Here is a 17,673-nt window from a genome sequence, read left to right on the forward strand (position 1 = left end):
ACCGACGGGGGATCACTGCGGTCCTTCGACAGGGTCTCGACGAGATCACCGCAGCACGGCGGTCCGCTCGACGGGCTCCAGCATCCGGGCCCGCCAGTTCACCACGAGCGAGCGGACCAGCAGCATGACCGCCATGCCCAGCATCAGCGCGCTGCCCGACTGGTGGACGTGCAGCGCCGAGCCGATCCCGTACAGGCCGACCCGGACGGCGATCATCCCGCCCCAGGCGGCCATCGTGGCCTTGGTGCCCTTGGCCAGGACGGTGCCGTCGGCGTCCCGCCAGAGCCGGACGGTCCAGCCCCAGACGGAGCCCATCGCGAGCACCGTCACCAGTCCGGCGGCCAGCAGGGCGATCGAGAGCCCGGTGTGCTGATGGTCGATGATCTGCGGGTCGCGCAGTGCGAGCACGCCCAGGATCAGCGGCAGCAGCCAGAAGCGGCGCTCGGTGTCTAGGCGCTGGACACGCATCTGGCGCTGGACCACCGCGACCATCACCACCGCGATCACGAGGAGGTTGGCAAGGGCGCTCATCGAACTTCTCCGTCCCGACGGAAGGGCTTGTGCTGACCTCTCCGACGCTACGGACCGGGCCGTTCCCCCTGATCGGAGCGGGGGTGGACCTCGGGTGGAACGGAAAGCGCGCGGGCCCTCCACCCGTGGGTGGAGGGCCCGGCCGGACGGGGTGCGTCAGGCGTCGATGCGCGAGCGGTCCAGGGTGGCCGCCGAGTCCACGATGAACTCCTTGCGCGGGGCGACGTCGTTGCCCATCAGGAGGTCGAAGATCCTCTCGGCCTGTTCCAGGTCGCCCAGGTTGATCCGGCGCAGCGTGCGGTGGCGCGGGTCCATGGTGGTCTCGGCCAGCTGGTCGGCGTCCATTTCGCCCAGACCCTTGTAGCGCTGCACCGGGTCCTTCCAACGCAGCCCCTTGCGCTGGAACTCCAGCAGGGTGGAGCGCAGTTCGGCGTCGGAGTAGGTGTAGTGGTACTTCTCCTGGCCGCGCTTGGGGTTGGTGAGCTCGATCCGGTGCAGCGGCGGCACGGCGGCGAAGACCCGGCCCTGCTCGACCATCGGCCGCATGTAGCGGTGGAAGAGGGTCAGCAGCAGGGTACGGATGTGCGAGCCGTCGACGTCGGCGTCGGCCATGAAGATGACGCGGCCGTAGCGGGCCTGGTCGATGTCGAAGGTGCGGCCCGAGCCGGCCCCTATCACCTGGATGATCGCGGCGCACTCGGCGTTCTTGAGCATGTCGCTCACCGAGGCCTTCTGCACGTTGAGGATCTTGCCGCGGATCGGCAGCAGCGCCTGGAACTCGGAGTTGCGGGCGAGCTTGGCGGTGCCGAGCGCGGAGTCGCCCTCGACGATGAACAGTTCGCTGCGGTCGACGTCGTCGCTGCGGCAGTCGGCCAGCTTCGCGGGCAGCGAGCTGGTCTCCAGCGCGGTCTTGCGGCGCTGGGCCTCCTTGTGCTGGCGGGCCGCGACCCGGGTGCGGGCGGCCGCGACGACCTTCTCCAGCACGGCCCGCGCCTGGAGCTTCTCGTCCTTCTTGGCCGAGGTGAGGAAGGCCTTGAGCTCCTTGGCGACGACGGCGGCGACGATCCGGTTGGCCGCCGAGGTGCCGAGCACCTCCTTGGTCTGGCCCTCGAACTGCGGCTCGGCGAGCCGGACGGTGACCACCGCGGTGAGGCCCTCGGTGGCATCGTCCTTGGTGACGTCGTCCTCGGCGACGCGCAGCAGCTTGCCGGCCCGCAGCGCCTCGTTGACGGTCTTGGCCAGCGAGCGCTCGAAGCCCGTGACGTGGGTGCCGCCCTTGGGGGTGGCGATGATGTTGACGAAGGAGCGCAGGGTGGTGTCGTAGCCCGTGCCCCAGCGCAGCGCGATGTCCACCCCGAGGTGGCGGGTGACCTCGGTGGGGGTCATGTGGCCGAGCTCGTCCAGGACCGGCACCGTCTCCTTGAAAGTGCCCTCGCCGCGCAGCCGCAGCACGTCGCAGACCGGCTTGTCGGGGGCCAGGAACTCGCAGAACTCGGCGACGCCGCCGTCGTAGCGGAAGACCGACTCGTCGATCTGCTCGCTCTCGGTGAGCCGTTCGTCACGCACGACGATGGTCAGGCCGGGGACGAGGAAGGCGGTCTGCCGGGCGCGGCTGTGCAGCGTCTCCAGGGAGAGCTTGGCGTCCTTGAGGAAGATCTGCCGGTCGGCCCAGTAGCGGATCCGGGTGCCGGTGCGGGTCTTCGGCACCTTGCGGGCCTTGGTCAGCCCGTTGGCGGGCTCGAAGGGCGCGTCCGGGCTGGTCTCGGTGAAGATGCCCGGGGTGCCGCGGCGGAAGCTGATCGCGTGGGTGTGGCCGCCGCGGTCGACCTCGACGTCCAGCCGGGCGGAGAGGGCGTTCACCACCGAGGCGCCGACGCCGTGCAGACCGCCGGAGGCCGCGTAGGAGCCGCCGCCGAACTTGCCGCCGGCGTGCAGCTTGGTCATCACGACCTCGACACCGGACAGTCCGGTCTTGGGCTCGACGTCGACCGGGATGCCGCGCCCGTTGTCGCGGACCTCGACCGAGGAGTCCGGGTGCAGCACGACGTCGATGCGGTCGCAGTAGCCGCCGAGCGCCTCGTCGACGGAGTTGTCGATGATCTCCCAGAGGCAGTGCATCAGGCCACGGCTGTCGGTCGAGCCGATGTACATGCCGGGGCGCTTGCGAACCGCCTCAAGGCCCTCCAGGACGAGCAGGTGCCGCGCGGTGTAGTTGGAACCGTCGTCGCCGGCCAGCAGCGCGGACGGCACGGTCGTTTCGGCACTCACGCGGCACTCTCCTCGGTGAAGTTCTGTCTCATCGGTCACATCCGGACGGATCCGGACCAAACGCCAGTGCAGCACGCCGCACCGACATCCGTCGCTCTGCGTGCCCACACCCCTCCGTCGGGTGTGCAGCACGTCGGCCGGGCCCCGCGCAGCTTGTACGCGCTGCGCGAACAAGGACCGCGCCGGGGCGTGGGCCCCCGGGGGCGCCATCTCCTCCCGATAGCACCGGTCCTGGCGGATCGTGGGACCGGCGCAAGCTCCGGAACTGCCGTTATGCAGGCTACCGGGGCCCGGGACGGGGCTTATGCTCCAACCCGGCAGAGGATTATGCTACGCGGACCTCGGACCCGATCCCGATCGGACGTTCGAGCGGTGGACGGATCCCGGGACTCGGCACGCATGAACCACCGGCGCCCGGGGCACGTCCTCATCAACACATGCAGAATCCTCAGAGAAGAAAAGCCACGAGCGGGAACGTTTTCGGCCTGGTTGGATGTTGACCCTGGTACGACAGCTCGTCGAGCTAGAGAAGAGGCGACGTGACTACTGTTCTGACACCTGCGAGCCCGCTCACCGCGGCTGACCGCTGCGACCGATGCGGCGCCCAGGCTTACCTGCGCGTCGTACTCGCCAGCGGCGGAGAGCTGCTCTTCTGCGCCCACCACGGCCGGAAGTTCGAGCCCGAGCTCAAGAAGATCGCCGTGGAGATACAGGACGAGAGCGGCCGTCTCAGCACCAGCCCCAACGCGACGGCCACCGACGACGAGCGCTGATTCCAGGCGCCGCCACCAGCAGCCAGCGTCGAGCTGTGTCCGGTCACGCACTGCGCGCGACCGGTGAGCCGGGCGATTGACCCCCTCGGGGGCCGGTCGCCCGGCTCCGTTGTTCTCCGGACGGTTCTCCCGCGTTCACCCGCTGCGGGCTCGGTGATTCGACGCTGCGTCAGAACGTGACCGACGCATCACTCACCGCGAGGCTCGCGGCGGCTCCCCGCCACTCACAGCACCGAGTGCACCGCGTCCGCGACCGTGGACACCCGCGTGTAGACGCCCGGGTGGGCCGCCTCGGCACAGCCCGTCCCCCAGGACACCAGGCCGACCAGTCGCCCGTCGACGACCAGCGGGCCGCCGCTGTCGCCCTGGCAGGCGTCCTTGCCGCCCTTCTCCTCGCCCGCGCAGACCATGCCCCGGGCGTCGAACTTGCCGTCCTGCCCGCCCGGGTAGGCGTGCGCACAGGTCTGGTCCGGAACGATCGACACGTCCACCCCGCGCAGCACGGGCGAGTAGGCACCCCGCCCGGTGGTGTCGCCCCAGCCGTACACCTGCGCCCTGGTCCCGGCCGCGTACGGCGCCGTTTCGCCCGGGCCGACCAGCTCGACCACCGGCCGGGAGCCCTGGGACTCGGCGAGCGTGAGCACCGCGACGTCGTTCATGTTGGCGGCGAAGGAGTAGTCGGGGTGGATCCAGACCGACTGCACCGCCACCTCGCGGCCGGACGTGCCGCGCATGTCGTCCCGGCCGACGATCACCTTGAGTCCGGGCCGCTCCACCCGCCCCTTGCCCTCGTCGTAGAAGCAGTGCGCGGCCGTCACCACCTTGGTCGGGCCGACCAGCGCGCCCCCGCAGAACTGACCGGAGCGGCCGCTGCCGAACTGCTGGCGGCTGGCCAGCGCCACGATCCACGGGTGGTCGACGGTGCTGGCGGCGTTGCCGCCGACCACCCGGCGCTGTGCCTCGGCCGGCGCCGCCGCACCGAGGGCGACCAGCGGGACGGGTACGGCGGCGAGCAGCGCCAGCACGGCAGCCCGGCGACGGCGGTCCGCCCGGGCGGCGGCCGGGTCGGCCCGGGGCGGGACGGGGGTCGGCAGGTCAGTGCGGTCCGGCTCGGTCGGCACCGTGACTCCAGAAGGCTCGGCAGCAGGCAACCGGCACAGCGTAGGTGTTCAACTACGCTGTGCGTCCGCTTCCGGACACGCCGCCACCCGGACGAGCGACAACCAGCACCCGGACGCTGACACACCCGGGGCCGGACAGCCGTGAAGGCCCGGAGCCGTACGGCTCCGGGCCTTCACGTCGACGATCGTTATCGATCAGTCCAGGTAGTCGCGCAGCACCTGGGAGCGCGACGGGTGGCGCAGCTTCGACATGGTCTTCGACTCGATCTGGCGGATGCGCTCACGGGTGACCCCGTACACCTTGCCGATCTCGTCGAGCGTCTTCGGCTGGCCGTCGGTCAGACCGAAGCGCATCGAGACCACGCCGGCCTCGCGCTCGGACAGGGTGTCCAGCACCGAGTGCAGCTGCTCCTGGAGCAGGGTGAAGGAGACCGCGTCGGCCGGGACGACCGCCTCGGAGTCCTCGATCAGGTCACCGAACTCGCTGTCGCCGTCCTCGCCCAGCGGGGTGTGCAGCGAGATCGGCTCACGACCGTACTTCTGGACCTCGATGACCTTCTCGGGGGTCATGTCGAGTTCCTTGGCCAGCTCCTCCGGGGTGGGCTCGCGGCCCAGGTCCTGGAGCATCTGGCGCTGGACGCGGGCCAGCTTGTTGATGACCTCGACCATGTGCACCGGGATACGGATGGTCCGGGCCTGGTCGGCCATGGCGCGGGTGATCGCCTGGCGGATCCACCAGGTGGCGTAGGTCGAGAACTTGTAGCCCTTGGTGTAGTCGAACTTCTCGACCGCACGGATCAGACCCAGGTTGCCCTCCTGGATCAGGTCCAGGAAGAGCATGCCGCGGCCGGTGTAGCGCTTGGCCAGCGAGACCACCAGGCGGAGGTTGGCCTCCAGCAGGTGGTTCTTGGCCCGGCGGCCGTCCTCGGCGATGATCTCCAGCTCGCGCTTGAGCTTGGGGGCGAGCTTGTCGGCGGCCGAGAGCTTGTCCTCGGCGAACAGGCCGGCCTCGATGCGCTTGGCGAGCTCGACCTCCTGCTCGGCGTTGAGCAGCGGGACCTTGCCGATCTGCTTCAGGTAGTCCTTGACCGGGTCGGCGGTGGCACCGGCGACGGCGACCTGCTGGGCCGGCGCGTCGTCCTCGTCGTCGTCGGAGAGGACGAAGCCCTCCGACTCCTCCTCCGGGCCCTCGGCCTCGGCCTTCTCGCCCGGCGTCGCCGTCTCCTCGAGCAGCTCCTCCTCGCCGAGCAGCTCCTCGTCGCCCTTGCCGGACTTGGCGGCGGTCTTCTTGGCGGCGGCCTTCTTGGCCGGCGCGGCGGTCTTCTTGGCCGCGGCCTTCTTGGCCACGGCCTTCTTCGCCGGGGCCTTCACCTCGGCGATGCCGACGGTCGCCCCCTCGACGGTGATGTCGGCGGAGACGGTGGGAACCGGGGCCGCGGCGGCGGCCGCGACGGCCGGAGCCGCGACGGGGGCGCCGGGGGCGATCCGGACGGGCGGCTTGGTCGGGGCCGCCGGGCTCCGGGTGGTGACAGCCTTGGTGGCGGTGCGCTTGGTGGGGCTCTTGGCAGCAACGCTCTTGCGCTTGGCGCCGGCCGGTTCGGCCGCGCTGACCATGAGGTCCACCCCCTCCTCAATCAGCACCTGGTTGAGGCTGCGCATGACGTTCTTCCACTTGGTGACCGGGATCTGGTCCGCCTCGAACGCCTGGCGCACGTCGTCACCGGCGATCTGCCCCTGGGCCTTGCCCCGCTCGATGAGCGCCAGCAGAGCCGCGGACTCGGCGATCTCGGGGGGAAGCGAACGGGATGTGCTGGCCGACACGAACAACCTCTCGGACGATGAGTGGACTCGAACCCGTACCGGCCGCCCGAGCGGGCGGGGAAGGAAATCGCGCGTCGGACGCGCGGTGTCGATTCCGACCGACTCGGGCTTGAGGACTGGGTTTGCAGGACGGCAGCAGCGCCGCGGACCAACACAGCATTCTGACATGTTGGAGTATTCCGGAGCTGCTCCCGCTCAGGAGACATCGCTGCTACTCGTCAAGTGTTACGCATGGCCTTCGTGTCGCGGGTCACACCACTCGGCGGCCGCGGCCACGGGGCCGGGTTCCATCATCGCGCACTCGCGCCGAAAGCTTTTGTCATGGCCTGGGCGGACGTCGTTGTCTGGGCGGATCGTGGCAGCCACGGCAGATCGTGGAGGCCTGGGCGATCCGGTCCTGCGAGAGCCGTCCGGGCCTCCGCATGCGGAGGCCCTCCGGCTGCGCCACGCGGTGCGGCCGGAGGGCCTCGGCGGAGCGGACCGCCGGGCCAGGCGCCTCCGCTCGTCGGAACAGCCCGCTCAGTGCTCCCGGGGCGCGGGGACGGACGGCTCGACCTCGGGGTGGACGGTGAGCAGCGCCCGCATCCCGACCTCGGCCGCGGCGCCGTCGCCGGCCCCCAGTGCGTCCACCAGCCGGGCGTGCAGGCTGACCGAGGACTCGGAGGGCCGCTCGCACGAGATCGCCGGGCCGCCCGAGACGTGCAGGGCGCAGCCGACGATCCCGGACAGGTGCTCCAGCATCCGGTTGCCGGCCATCTGCAGGACCAGGCCGTGCAGCTCGGCGTCGGCCCGGGTGTAGGTCGAGAGGTCGGCCTGGGCGGCGGCGTGGCCCATGATCTCGACCAGTTCGACCAGCCGCTGCTGGACGTCCTCCCGGCCGTGGCCGGCGGCCAGCCGGGCGGCCAGCGGGTCGATCGCCCAGCGGAGCTCGAACAGCTCCCGGCGCTGCTCGTCCCGCTGCGGGCCGAAGGCACGCCACTCGATGATGTCGGGGTCCAGCAGGTTCCAGTCGCCGACCGGGCGGACCCGGGTGCCGACGTTCGGCCGGGCGCTGACCAGGCCCTTGGCCTCCAGCACACGCAGCGACTCGCGGACGACGGTCCGGGACACCTCGAAACGCTGGCCGATCTCCTCGGGGACCAGCGGGCGGTCGGCGCCGAGGTCACCGGAGACGATCATCTGGCCGAGCTGCTGGACCAGCTGGCCGTGCAGGCCGCGACCGCGGCTGCTGGTGGTCTTGCGGCCGACCCGGCCGATGTCGGACTCGGCGCCCTCCCAGCGGGGCGCCGGCGGGGCCGGCCGGTCGGCGTACGAGAAGCGGTCCAGGTCGCCGGAACCGTGGATCGGCCCATCGGCGGAACGGGCGGGGGTCATGGTGGGGTGCGCAAGGGTACTCACGCCTCATTTGTCGGCGATCGGCGGGCGCGGCTTGAGAATTCTCGTGAAAAGCACACGAAAGGGTGATCGCCCGTGACTGGATAATTGACTTCTTATCAGGAAGAACCGCTCATTACGGTCACTGCTGGTCGATCTTGGTTCTTCGGGGTGCCGACGCCCCACCGCTTGCGGCGCCGGGCCCTACCGGTCGCCGCGCCGGGCCCTACAGCGCACGGCGCCGGGCCTGGACGAGCAGCGCGGCGAGCAGCAGGACGGCCGCGGGGGCCCCGACCGCCGCGAGCAGCGCCGGGTCCGTCAGCGCCGCGCTCCCGGCCGCCGCCTCGTGCGCCCCGCCGTACACCCAGCCGTAGGCCCACTCGATGCCGGACTGGAACGGCAGCAGCTCGGCCGCGCGCACCGGCCACGGCCGGCCGGTCCGGCGCAGCAGCAGGGCGACGCCGGACTCCAGCAGCGGCGGCAGCGCGCACAGCAGCAGCACCCCGGCGGCGGCACTGCGGGTCAGCGACGCGGTCAGCACCCCGGTCCAGGCGGCCACGACGGTCAGCAGGACGAACGCCAGCAGCGCGGCCGGCACCCCGTGGCCGGCCACCAGCGCCAGCGGGGCGAAGACGCCCGGCAGGTCCGACAGCCCGGACAGCCCGGCGCCGCTCACCGCCCCGGACAGCCGCTCCGACAGTGCGCCGGGCTCCGTCCAGGCCGCCACCGTCACCCCGCCCGGCAGCGAGAGGTGCACGGCCACCGTGTCGAGCAACAGGGTGGCCAACGCCAGCAGCGCCGCCACCGGGCCGACCACCAGCAGCTTGGCCAGCAGCAGCCGCACCCGGCGCGGGTACGACACCAGCGAGGCCGGCAGCCCCGGGTGGCACACCTCGTGCCCGTACGAGAGCGCGCCCAGCACTCCGGCGCCGAGGGCCGCGAACGGCAGCGGGATCAGCGGGACGGCGGCGGTCAGCAGCCGCACCCCGGCGAGCGCGGCCAGCGGGCCGTCCGGGGTCTGGCTCGCCAGGACGGCGGCCACGGCGGCGTCACCGAGCAGGACGCCGGCGAGCAGCAGCCAGGTGGAACGCAGGCCGCGCAGTCGGCGCAGTTCGTAGGCCAGGACAGGCACGGTTCACTCGCTCCGGTGGTCGTCGGTGGTGGCGGGGGCCGAGGCGGCGGTCGCGCCCGAGGCGAGGCGGCGGAGGCGGACGGTGTCGTCGGTGAGCAGGTCGGCGTTCTCACGGCGCCCCGGCGGCTTGGACCGGACGGCTTCCCCGGCCGGGGCCGGGTCGTCGCGGAAGAGCCGGTCGACAGCGACGGTGGGGGCCGACTCGCCGTGCACGGTGCGCTCGGCGGGCCGGTTGCGCTCGGCGGGCCCAGTGCGCTCGGGGGGCCGGTTGCGCTCAGCGGGCCGGTTGCGCTCGGCGGGCCGGCCGGGGTGGGCCGACGTGGCCCGGGGACCGGGCGTGGCGAGGACGGGGAGGCCCGCGGCGACCACGGCGACGGGCAGGGCGCGGGTGGGCAGGAAGGCGTCGTCCTGGGGGCGCGGCGCCCGGCGCTGCGGGGTGGTGGCGGCCTCGGAGTCCGGCTCGGTGGCCCGCGCGACGGCCGGGTCGGCGCATCGCGCGGCAGCCGGTACGGCGACCGGGTCGGTGTCTGCTGCGTCGGCCGGGGCGTCCGGGGCGGGTCCGGCGGCCGGCGGCCCTGCGGGCTCGTGGACCGGCTCGGGGCTCGGTTTCCGGGCCGGCTCGGGGCTCGGTTCGGCGTCCGGTACCGGGCGGACCCGGAGGTGGCCTGAGCGGCCCGAGGCGACCGGCAGGACGACCCGGGGAGCAGGCTGCTCGACCACCCGGTCGGCCAGCTCGTGCAGCAGGATCCCGTGACGGTAGGCGAGTTCGCCGATCTCGGTGCGGTCGACGCCGGCCACCGCGAGGCCCACGCTGCCGTCCCGGCGGACCTCGGCGCCCTGGCTGACCAGCAGGTCCGCCAGCCGCGCCATCTGCGGCCCCCGCACGGCCACTTCGGGGCTGAGCCTGGTCCGCCGGAACTCCGCGACCGGCTGGTCGGCCACCAGACGGCCGCGGTCCAGGGTGACGACCCGGTCCGCGAGCTGCGAGGCCTCCTGCGGGGTGCGGGTGGTCACCAGGACCGTGCCGCCGGCGACGCCGAACGAGCGCAGGAAGGAGTGGAACCACTCGACGTTGCGCGGCGACAGGCCCTCGGTCGGCGCGTCCAGCAGCAGCGTCCCGGGGTCGCCGAGCAGGGCCGCGGCCAGGGCCAGCCGGCGGTGCATGCCGGGCGAGAAGACGCGCAGCCGCTGCCCGGCGACGGAGGCCAGCCGGGTCTGCTCCAGGAGTTCGTCGGCCCGCCGGGCCGGGACGCCGACGGCCGCCGCGAGCATCCGCAGGTGGCCGCGCGCCCTGCGGCCCGGGTGCCCGGCCACCGCGGCCACGCCCTCGCCCGGACCGGGCAGCAGTACGCCGACCTCGCGCTCGGGGCGCCGGAGCCGGCGGTAAGGGTGGCCGTCGAAGAGCGTGACGCCCTGGCCGCGCTCGAGTTCGAGCATCAGCCGCAGTGCGGTGGACTTGCCCGCGCCCTCGGCACCGAGCAGTGCGGTCACCGCGCCGGGCCGGGCGTCGAAGGTCAGGTCCAACACGGCGGGCGGAGCGCCCTTGCGATAGACCTTGGTCAGTCCGGTGATCTGGATCATCGCTGGCTGCTCCCGTGCCCTCGGCCGACCCGCTCGACGCGGAGCGGGACCGTGCCCGCACGGCCCCGCGCCAGCACACTAGGGGGCGGCGGCGGCGATTCCGGGCATTGCGGGAGCGGAACGGGGCCACCGGCCGCCCACCTCACCCGATCAGGGGACAATCCGATCCTGGGGTTCCCTGCCGCGCACCCGGTGCCGCCGGCTGCAGGCCTGCCGGGCGGCTAGTCCGAGATCCAGGGCAGCGGCGGGAGGTGGTGGTCGCTGCACTCGCCCGTGAACTCGTCGACGGCGGCCCTGCCCTGGTCCGCGACCCTCCCCTGCTGGTCCTCGTGGGAGGTCAGCCGGTCCTGCACCGGGCCGACGCTCAGGAGTCGGGGCGGAGCATGGGCGGGTTGAGGGCGGACGCGCCGCCGGCGGTGAAGAGCTGGGCCGGGCGGCCGCCCTGACGGGTCGTCGTGCCGCCGGAGGGCAGCAGGAAGCCCGGGGTGCCGGTGACCTTGCGGTGGAAGTTCCGCGGATCCAGCACCACGCCCCAGACCGCCTCGTAGACCCGGCGCAGCTCCCCGACCGTGAACTCGGTCGGGCAGAAGGCGGTCGCGAGGGAGGAGTACTCGATCTTGGAGCGGGCGCGTTCCACGCCGTCGGCGAGGATCAGCCCGTGGTCGAAGGCGAGCGGGACGCCGTCGGCCGGGCTGTCGCCGAGCAGCTCGCCGACCGGTGCCCAGCGGGCGCTGCTGGCGTCGCCGCCGGCCCGGGGCGTCGGCAGGTCCGGGGCGAGCACCAGGTAGGCCACGCTGACCACCCGCATCCGGGGGTCGCGCTGCGGATGGCCGTAGGTGGCGAGCTGCTCCAGGTGGGCCCCGGCCGCACCGGGGCCGACCGCGTCGTGGCCCGGGGCCGAGTGCGCGCGCAGGCCGGTCTCCTCGGCCAGCTCCCGGGAGGCGGCCTCGGCCAGGCCCTCGTCCGGGCGGACGAAGCCGCCGGGCAGCGCCCAGTACCCCTGGAACGGCGGCTCGCCGCGTCTGACCAGCAGGGCGCAGAGCGCGTGGTCGCGCACCGTCAGCACCACCAGGTCAACCGTGACAGCGAACGGGGGGAAGGCCGACGGATCGTAACGCGACATGGCGACGATCATAGTCGTCTCTCTGACGATAAGCACAGGCCTTGCGCCCGGCCCTCCCGAGGCCGTCGGCCCGCCCGCCCGGCACGGTTCGCGCACGGGCGGGCGGGGACTCCCGGGCCGAAGTCGCCGAAGCGGCGCCACCGGCCCGGGGCGGGCCGGCCCGGGGCGCGCGGTCAGCGGGCGACGAGCTGCAGGTCCGCGGAGGCCTCCTCGACCATCGCCACCCCGATCCGGCTCACCCGGACCGAGAAGGGCTCGCCCGCCACCCGCAGGCCGGTCAGCTCCAGCTCGCCGAGCGGCGCGGTGCTGGCCGGGCGGACCAGGACCCGCCCACCCGGCACGTCGGGCCGCACCCCGGCGAGGGCGAACACCGCGTGCGCGGCGCCGGCTGCGGAGACCGCCGCCGGGCGGCAGGCCGCCGGGTGCGGCACGGGCGGGCAGCCGGGGGTGCGCTGCTCCCCCGCGTACATCTCCGGCAGCCGTCCCTCGAAGTGGGCGGCCGCGGCGAGCAGGCCCTCCAACAGGGTGCCGGCCTCGTTCTCGTGGCCTGCCTCCGCCAATCCGGCGATCGCCAGCGCCGTCTCGTGGACCCGTACCGTGCCGCCGCGGTGGCCCAGCGGGTTGAAGCGGGGGGACTTGGCGCTGAGGGTGCGCAGGCCCCAGCCGCTGTCCAGCTCCGGCGCGACCAGACGCTGGGCGAGCAACCGGGTCTGCTCACGGTCCAGTAGGCTCTCGTGCCGGTCGCCGTCGACGGCGAGCCCGGTGTCCAGCAGGTGCACCAGGCAGGAGGCGACTGCGGGCAGCGGCTGGCCGCCCGGGGCCAGCCCGGCGGCGGGGCGGCCGCCGGAGAGGTCGTCGATCCAGAACCGCTCGCGGAAGCTCCCGCGCAGCTCGGCAGCCCAGCTCCGCCAGCCCTCGGCACCCGGCCGTCCGAAGGCCTCCAGCAGCTCGGCGCCGTGCAGGGCGGCGCGGTGGGCCTGCGCCTGGACCTCGGCGCGGGCGGCGACCGGGTGGGCGGAGCGCTCCTCGGTGGGGCGGCTCAGGTCGGTCACGAAGCCGTCGACCAGTCCGTCCCGCAGGGCGGCCAGGGCCCGCTCGGCGGCCGGGAGCAGCTCGGCGACCTCCGCCGTGGGCAGGCCCCAGCGCCAGGCCTCGGCCAGCACCGTGACGAACAGCAGGGTGGCCTCGGTGGCGGTGCAGGTGGGCGGCAGCTCCGGGCCGCCGTGCCGCAGGCCGCCGGGCAGCAGGCCCTCGGTGCGGCCCGGGGCGGGGGCGAGCTGCTGACGGCGGGCCAGCGCCCGGAGGGTGCCGGCGGCCAGCCGGGTCCCGAGCGGCAGGGTCAGCCGGGCGGCCCAGAGCGCGTCGGCCGGGGCAAGGCCGAAGCGCCAGGGCGCGCCGGAGGCCGGGTAGAGGTCAGTCGGACGGTCCGGGTCGGCGAACAGCAGTCCGCCGAGAGCGTCCAGGGAGCGGGAGACCAGCGGGGCGACCCGGGAGTCGTCGCTGCGGACCTCGGGCTCGGACCAGGGCAGCGGGACACCGGTGCCGCGCCCGCCGGGTGGGCGCGGGCCGGTGGCGGCGCTCTCCAGCTCGGTGCGCAGTTCGACCGACCAGCGGGCGCCGGGCTGGACCTCCAGGTCCCAGCGGAGCACCCCGGCGCCGGCCAGTACGGCGTGCGGAGAGGGCTTGGCGCTGACCACGGCGCTGTGCGCGGGGCCCGTCCAGCGCAACCCGGCGGACTGCACCTGGCCCGGCAGGTCGGGCGGGCGGTGTCCGGCGGCGATCTCGGCGACCGGGCCGAGGTCCGTGCCGACGGCGATCTCCAGCGGCAGCCGTGCGGGCCGCGGGCCGGTGTTGCGCACGACGACAGTCTCCACGCCGTCCGCGTGGCGCAGCCGCTCGACGGTGAGCGCCGGATCCGGGTCGAGGTCGCCGGGGATGCGGACGGCGCCGAGGAAGCGAGCCTGGGCGGTGCTGGTCAGGGCGCCCTGGAGCGGCAGCGGCTCCATGCCGCCCAGCCGCAGCTCCATCCGGGCGAGTGCCCGGACACCGTTGCGGTAGAAGCCGTGCAGGCCGTGGCCGCGCAGCTGGCCGTCGGGGCCGGAGGCAGCCATCGCCGGGGCATTGACGCAGATCACCGCGTGGTGGACCGCGGGGGGCTGCGGGCGCGGCGCGGCGGTGGGCCGACCCGAACCGGCGGGTGCGCCCCCGGGGCCGGTCGGCGGGACCTGGTCGGGGCGCCCGACCGGTCTCGGCGCGCCGACCACGCTCTCGGCCGGCATGGCCTGTGGTGGCCTCATGGCGGTCACCGGACTCTCCTCCCCTCGGCGGTCCGGTGGCCGGGTCAGGCCGGTGGGCCGCGAGCATGCTCGATCGCGTGCTGATGGTGCCGGGCCGGCGGGGTTTCCCGTCGGCGGGTGTGCCGTGTCTGGCCGTACCCGGTGGCGGGTCGTACCAAGCGGTGCTCGGTACCGGGCCGGTACCGGCGCGCCGCGCCGTCGCGTCGGGCCCGCCACCGCGCCCGACACCCCGTCAGGTCCGCCATTCCGGCCCGCCGGTGACGCCCTGCCGCGTGGCCCGCGCCCGTCGGGCCGGCCGGTCCCCTCGCGGCGACCGGGCCCGGTACCGCGCGTGGCCGGCGGTCGCCGTGGGGCCAGGGGCGGCCGGGCCGGGCCCCGGTCGGTCTCCGTCCGGCGCAGGGCCCCCGGGGTGAACGCCGCGCACCGCCGCCAGGTCACGCCCCGCCCGAAGCGCCGCTGGTCGGGACCGCCCCCGCCGGGCGGTCGTGCCGCGTCCGTCGGAGCATCACCGGGACCGCGCCACGGGCCCGTCGCCGCCTGCGGCCGAGGCCTGGTTCCGGGCGTTCCTGGCTGTCGTCCGCACCGCTCGGACCGGGCGTCGGCCGGGGTCGGCCGCCCGGCCGGATGGACGGGGACGGTCGAACCGGCGCTCGATCGCCGCCAGGATACGGTGCGGGGGTCGCGGCCCCCGCACCCGGTGATCCCGTGAACCGCGACACCACCGTTGTGACCAGCAGAGACCGAGGAGTTCCATGTCCACCGTCAGCCGGCTGCCCGGGATTGTCACGACCGACCACGTCTTCCAGGTGCCCCTCGATCACGCCGCCCCGCAGGGCGAGCAGATCGAGGTGTACGCCCGGGAGGTGGTGGCCGCCGGCCGCGAGCGGGACGACCTGCCATGGCTGCTCTTCCTCCAGGGCGGGCCCGGCGGCAAGGCCGCCCGCCCGCTCAGCCGGGACTCCTGGCTGGAGCGCGCCCTGGACGACTACCGGGTGCTCCTGCTCGACCAGCGCGGCACCGGGCGGTCCACGCCCGCGACCCGGCAGACCCTCGCCCGGCGCGGCGGCCCGCAGGATCAGGCGGACTACCTGGCCCGCTTCCGCGCGGACTCGATCGTCCGGGACGCAGAGCTGATCCGCACCCGGCTGCTCGGCGCCGACCGGCGCTGGAGCGTGCTCGGTCAGAGCTTCGGCGGTTTCTGCACGCTCACCTACCTCTCCATCGCCCCCGAGGGCCTGACCGAGGCCTTCATCACCGGAGGCCTGGCCGGCCTCGGCAGTTCGGCCGACGACGTCTACCGCGCCGCCTACCCGCGCGTGGCCCGCAAGAACGAGGACCACTACGCCCGGTTCCCGCAGGACGTCGAGGCGGTGCGGCGGATCGCCGCCCACCTCGCGGACGCCCCCGCGACCCTGCCGGACGGCGGGCTGCTCACCGTCGAGGCGTTCCAGGCCCTCGGACTGCTGCTTGGCGGCGGCAGCGGCTCCGGCGTCCTGCACTACCTGCTGGAGGAGGCCTGGGTGGAGGGCGCGGCCGGGCCCGAGCTCTCCGACACCTTCCTGGCCGGCGCCCAGGCCCAGCTCTCCTTCGCGGGCGGCCCGCTGTACGCCGTGCTGCACGAGTCGATCTACGGCCAGCGGTCGGTGGACCAGGGCGGCACCGCCTGGTCGGCCGAGCGGCTCCGCAAGGAGTTCCCGCGGTTCGACGCCCGGGCCGCGCTGGAGTCGGACGCGCCGGTGCTGTTCACCGGGGAGATGATCTACCCCTGGATGTTCGACACCGACCCCGCGCTGCGCCCGCTGAAGGAGACCGCGGAGCTGCTCGCCGCCCGCACCGACTGGCCCGACCTGTACGACCGGGCGCGCCTGGCCGCCAACGGCGTACCGGTCGTGGCGGCGGTGTACCACGACGACATGTACGTGGACACCGCCGACTCGCTGGAGACCGCTCGCGCGGTGCGCGGCCTGCGGACCTGGATCACCAACGAGTGGGAGCACGACGGCCTGCGGGCGAGCGGCGGCAAGGTGCTGGACCGCCTGATCAAGATGGCGCACGGCGAGGCGTAGCGGCCGGCAGACCGGTACGGGGCGGGGGCGGGCGGCTCAGTGGGCACGGCGGCCTCCTCTCGCCGCCCGCCGGACCCCGCGGCACCGGTGCAGGCCGCTCCCGGCGCGGGTGCCGGCGGGCGCGCACTCCGCCGCACGGCCGAGCCGCAGGCGCCGGACGGGCCGCTCCCCGGCCGGCCGGGCGCACCCGGGCGCCGCAGCCCGTCCGGGCGCGGACAGCAGGCCCACCGGCCCGGGGGTGCTCCCGTCCGGCGCCGGTGCCGGTGCTGGTGCCGGTGCCGGTGCCGGTGCCGTGGACGCGCCCTTCCGGCGGCCGCCCCGGCGACGTCGGCGGGCGCGGGAGGCCGGGCCGGGCCGCTCACCGGGGGCCTCGCCCGCCGGAGCCTCGGGTGCCGAGGCCTCGGGTGCCGGTCCCGTGCCGTCGGCGGGCGGCGGCCGGTCGTCAGCCGGGGCCGACGCGGGCGCGTGCTGCTCGCGCCGCCGACGCTGGGCCTCGACGGCGGCCAGCAGTGCCCCGGGCGTCATGCCGTCGTTGAGCGACTCGTAGAGCAGTTCGGCCAGCAGGTAGTCCGGGGCGAGCCGCAGGACGTGCCCGAGTACGACCCGGGCCGTCGCCGTGTCCCCGGCGACCCAGGAAGCCCAGGCCAGCAGGGTCAGCGGAGCCACCGCGCAGCTCTCGTACGGCGGCACGGCGCGCCGGGCGAGGAAGCGCCAGAGCCGCTCGGCGGGGGCCAGCTCGGCGGGCCGGGCGTACTCGACGCCTCGGTCCCGGACGATCCGGTCGCGCAGGGCGAACAGCAGGCGGGCCGTCCGGTCCGGGTCGAGCTCCCGGGCCCCGGCCGCGAACTCGGCGACGGCCTGGTCGAGCAGCCCGATGCCCTGCTCACGGGAGAACGAGCCGACGGCCGCCTCGGCCCGGACGAGCGCCTCGCGGTGGACGTCGTCCTCCGGCGGGCCGATCGGGACCAGCCCGCCGATGATCGCCTTCCGGCTGCCGCGCGGCACCAGGCCGGCGACCGTCGCGGCGGCGGCCGCCGGGCCAGGACCGGGACCGCGCCGCACCGGGTTGCCCGCCTGATCGCAGCACTCGGTGCCGCGGCAGAGGAAGGACCACCAGCGGCCGTCCGAGACGCACAGCGACTCCTTGACCACGACGCCCCGACGCCCGAAGGCCGCCCGGAGGTCGTCCGCCAGCGGCCGCAGGCCGTCCACCACCGGCGGGGCGTGCGGCGCGCCGGGATCCTGGCAGAGGTAGAGGAGCACCTGGAGCGGCCGGGTGCCGTGCCGCTCTGAGAGGGCGACCAGCAGGGCGGCCGCCTCCTCCGCGGCGGCCGGCCACTGCGCGGGCGAGTCCGGCAGATCCGCCCGGATCACCCCGGCCTGGTGCAGGTCGGGGCCCTGGAGACCGACCGCGACGATGCTGTCGTCGGGGTAGAACCCCAGGAAGTAGGGCAGCAGCTCGGCCATGTCGGCCGGACCGCGCATGACGACCGGCCGGTGCTCGGAGGCCGGGCCGAGGGACAGAATGACGTGTTCGTTGTTCATCGCGTTCATGGCCGCAAGAGTGGACGCAATCCGCGGACGAC

At 74.5% G+C, this 17,673-nt stretch carries 13 protein-coding genes; 2 read left to right on the forward strand and 11 right to left on the reverse strand.

Annotation, left to right across the window (positions count from 1 at the left end; all coding sequences use genetic code 11):
* Window positions 1-45: 45 nt before the first annotated feature.
* A complete protein-coding gene (locus ACZ51D_RS38385) occupies window positions 46-531 on the reverse strand; it encodes a DUF1453 domain-containing protein (protein ID WP_465623150.1) in 486 nt (161 codons plus the stop codon).
* 156 nt (window positions 532-687) lie between these two features.
* Window positions 688-2,799: a DNA gyrase/topoisomerase IV subunit B gene (locus ACZ51D_RS38390; protein ID WP_360505997.1), complete on the reverse strand. Its 2,112-nt coding sequence runs from the start codon at window positions 2,797-2,799 to the stop codon at window positions 688-690.
* A 539-nt stretch (window positions 2,800-3,338) separates the two neighbouring features.
* Between ACZ51D_RS38390 and ACZ51D_RS38395 the strand changes: the two genes are divergently transcribed.
* Complete coding sequence (locus ACZ51D_RS38395) at window positions 3,339-3,572, forward strand: DUF7455 domain-containing protein (protein WP_360505994.1); 234 nt, start codon at window positions 3,339-3,341, stop codon at window positions 3,570-3,572.
* 224 nt (window positions 3,573-3,796) lie between these two features.
* On the opposite strand, the gene ACZ51D_RS38400 is transcribed toward ACZ51D_RS38395, so the two are convergent.
* The 8 genes from ACZ51D_RS38400 to ACZ51D_RS38435 all read right to left on the reverse strand — a co-directional run bounded on the left by ACZ51D_RS38400 (window position 3,797) and on the right by ACZ51D_RS38435 (window position 14,021).
* Complete coding sequence (locus ACZ51D_RS38400; RefSeq protein WP_465623243.1) at window positions 3,797-4,597, reverse strand: S1 family peptidase; 801 nt, start codon at window positions 4,595-4,597, stop codon at window positions 3,797-3,799.
* Between the two features lie 291 nt (window positions 4,598-4,888).
* Complete coding sequence (locus tag ACZ51D_RS38405) at window positions 4,889-6,514, reverse strand: RNA polymerase sigma factor (protein WP_465623152.1); 1,626 nt, start codon at window positions 6,512-6,514, stop codon at window positions 4,889-4,891.
* 519 nt (window positions 6,515-7,033) lie between these two features.
* On the reverse strand, window positions 7,034-7,912 hold the full coding sequence (locus ACZ51D_RS38410; protein ID WP_360505985.1) for a FadR/GntR family transcriptional regulator: 879 nt from the start codon (window positions 7,910-7,912) through the stop codon (window positions 7,034-7,036).
* Between the two features lie 202 nt (window positions 7,913-8,114).
* Window positions 8,115-9,020 carry a hypothetical protein gene (locus ACZ51D_RS38415; protein ID WP_465664872.1) on the reverse strand — a complete coding sequence of 302 codons (906 nt, stop codon included), beginning with the start codon at window positions 9,018-9,020 and terminating at the stop codon, window positions 8,115-8,117.
* 3 nt (window positions 9,021-9,023) lie between these two features.
* Window positions 9,024-10,601 carry an ATP-binding cassette domain-containing protein gene (locus tag ACZ51D_RS38420; RefSeq protein ID WP_465664874.1) on the reverse strand — a complete coding sequence of 526 codons (1,578 nt, stop codon included), beginning with the start codon at window positions 10,599-10,601 and terminating at the stop codon, window positions 9,024-9,026.
* Between the two features lie 221 nt (window positions 10,602-10,822).
* Window positions 10,823-10,954: a hypothetical protein gene (locus ACZ51D_RS38425; protein ID WP_465623158.1), complete on the reverse strand. Its 132-nt coding sequence runs from the start codon at window positions 10,952-10,954 to the stop codon at window positions 10,823-10,825.
* A gap of 11 nt (window positions 10,955-10,965) precedes the next feature.
* On the reverse strand, window positions 10,966-11,724 hold the full coding sequence (locus ACZ51D_RS38430) for an NUDIX hydrolase (protein ID WP_465623160.1): 759 nt from the start codon (window positions 11,722-11,724) through the stop codon (window positions 10,966-10,968).
* Between the two features lie 173 nt (window positions 11,725-11,897).
* Window positions 11,898-14,021 (reverse strand): amylo-alpha-1,6-glucosidase, encoded by a 2,124-nt coding sequence (locus ACZ51D_RS38435; protein ID WP_465623245.1) that lies wholly within the window; start codon window positions 14,019-14,021, stop codon window positions 11,898-11,900.
* 752 nt (window positions 14,022-14,773) lie between these two features.
* Here ACZ51D_RS38435 and ACZ51D_RS38440 point away from each other — a divergent pair.
* The gene (locus ACZ51D_RS38440) at window positions 14,774-16,087 is read left to right on the forward strand and encodes an alpha/beta fold hydrolase (protein WP_465664876.1); all 1,314 of its coding nucleotides are present in this window, start codon (window positions 14,774-14,776) and stop codon (window positions 16,085-16,087) included.
* Window positions 16,088-16,123: 36 nt separating this feature from the next.
* On the opposite strand, the gene ACZ51D_RS38445 is transcribed toward ACZ51D_RS38440, so the two are convergent.
* Window positions 16,124-17,641 carry a DUF4192 domain-containing protein gene (locus ACZ51D_RS38445; RefSeq protein ID WP_465623164.1) on the reverse strand — a complete coding sequence of 506 codons (1,518 nt, stop codon included), beginning with the start codon at window positions 17,639-17,641 and terminating at the stop codon, window positions 16,124-16,126.
* Between the last annotated feature and the right edge of the window lie 32 nt (window positions 17,642-17,673).

It is taken from the genome of Kitasatospora sp. NPDC033851 (genome assembly GCF_055576085.1).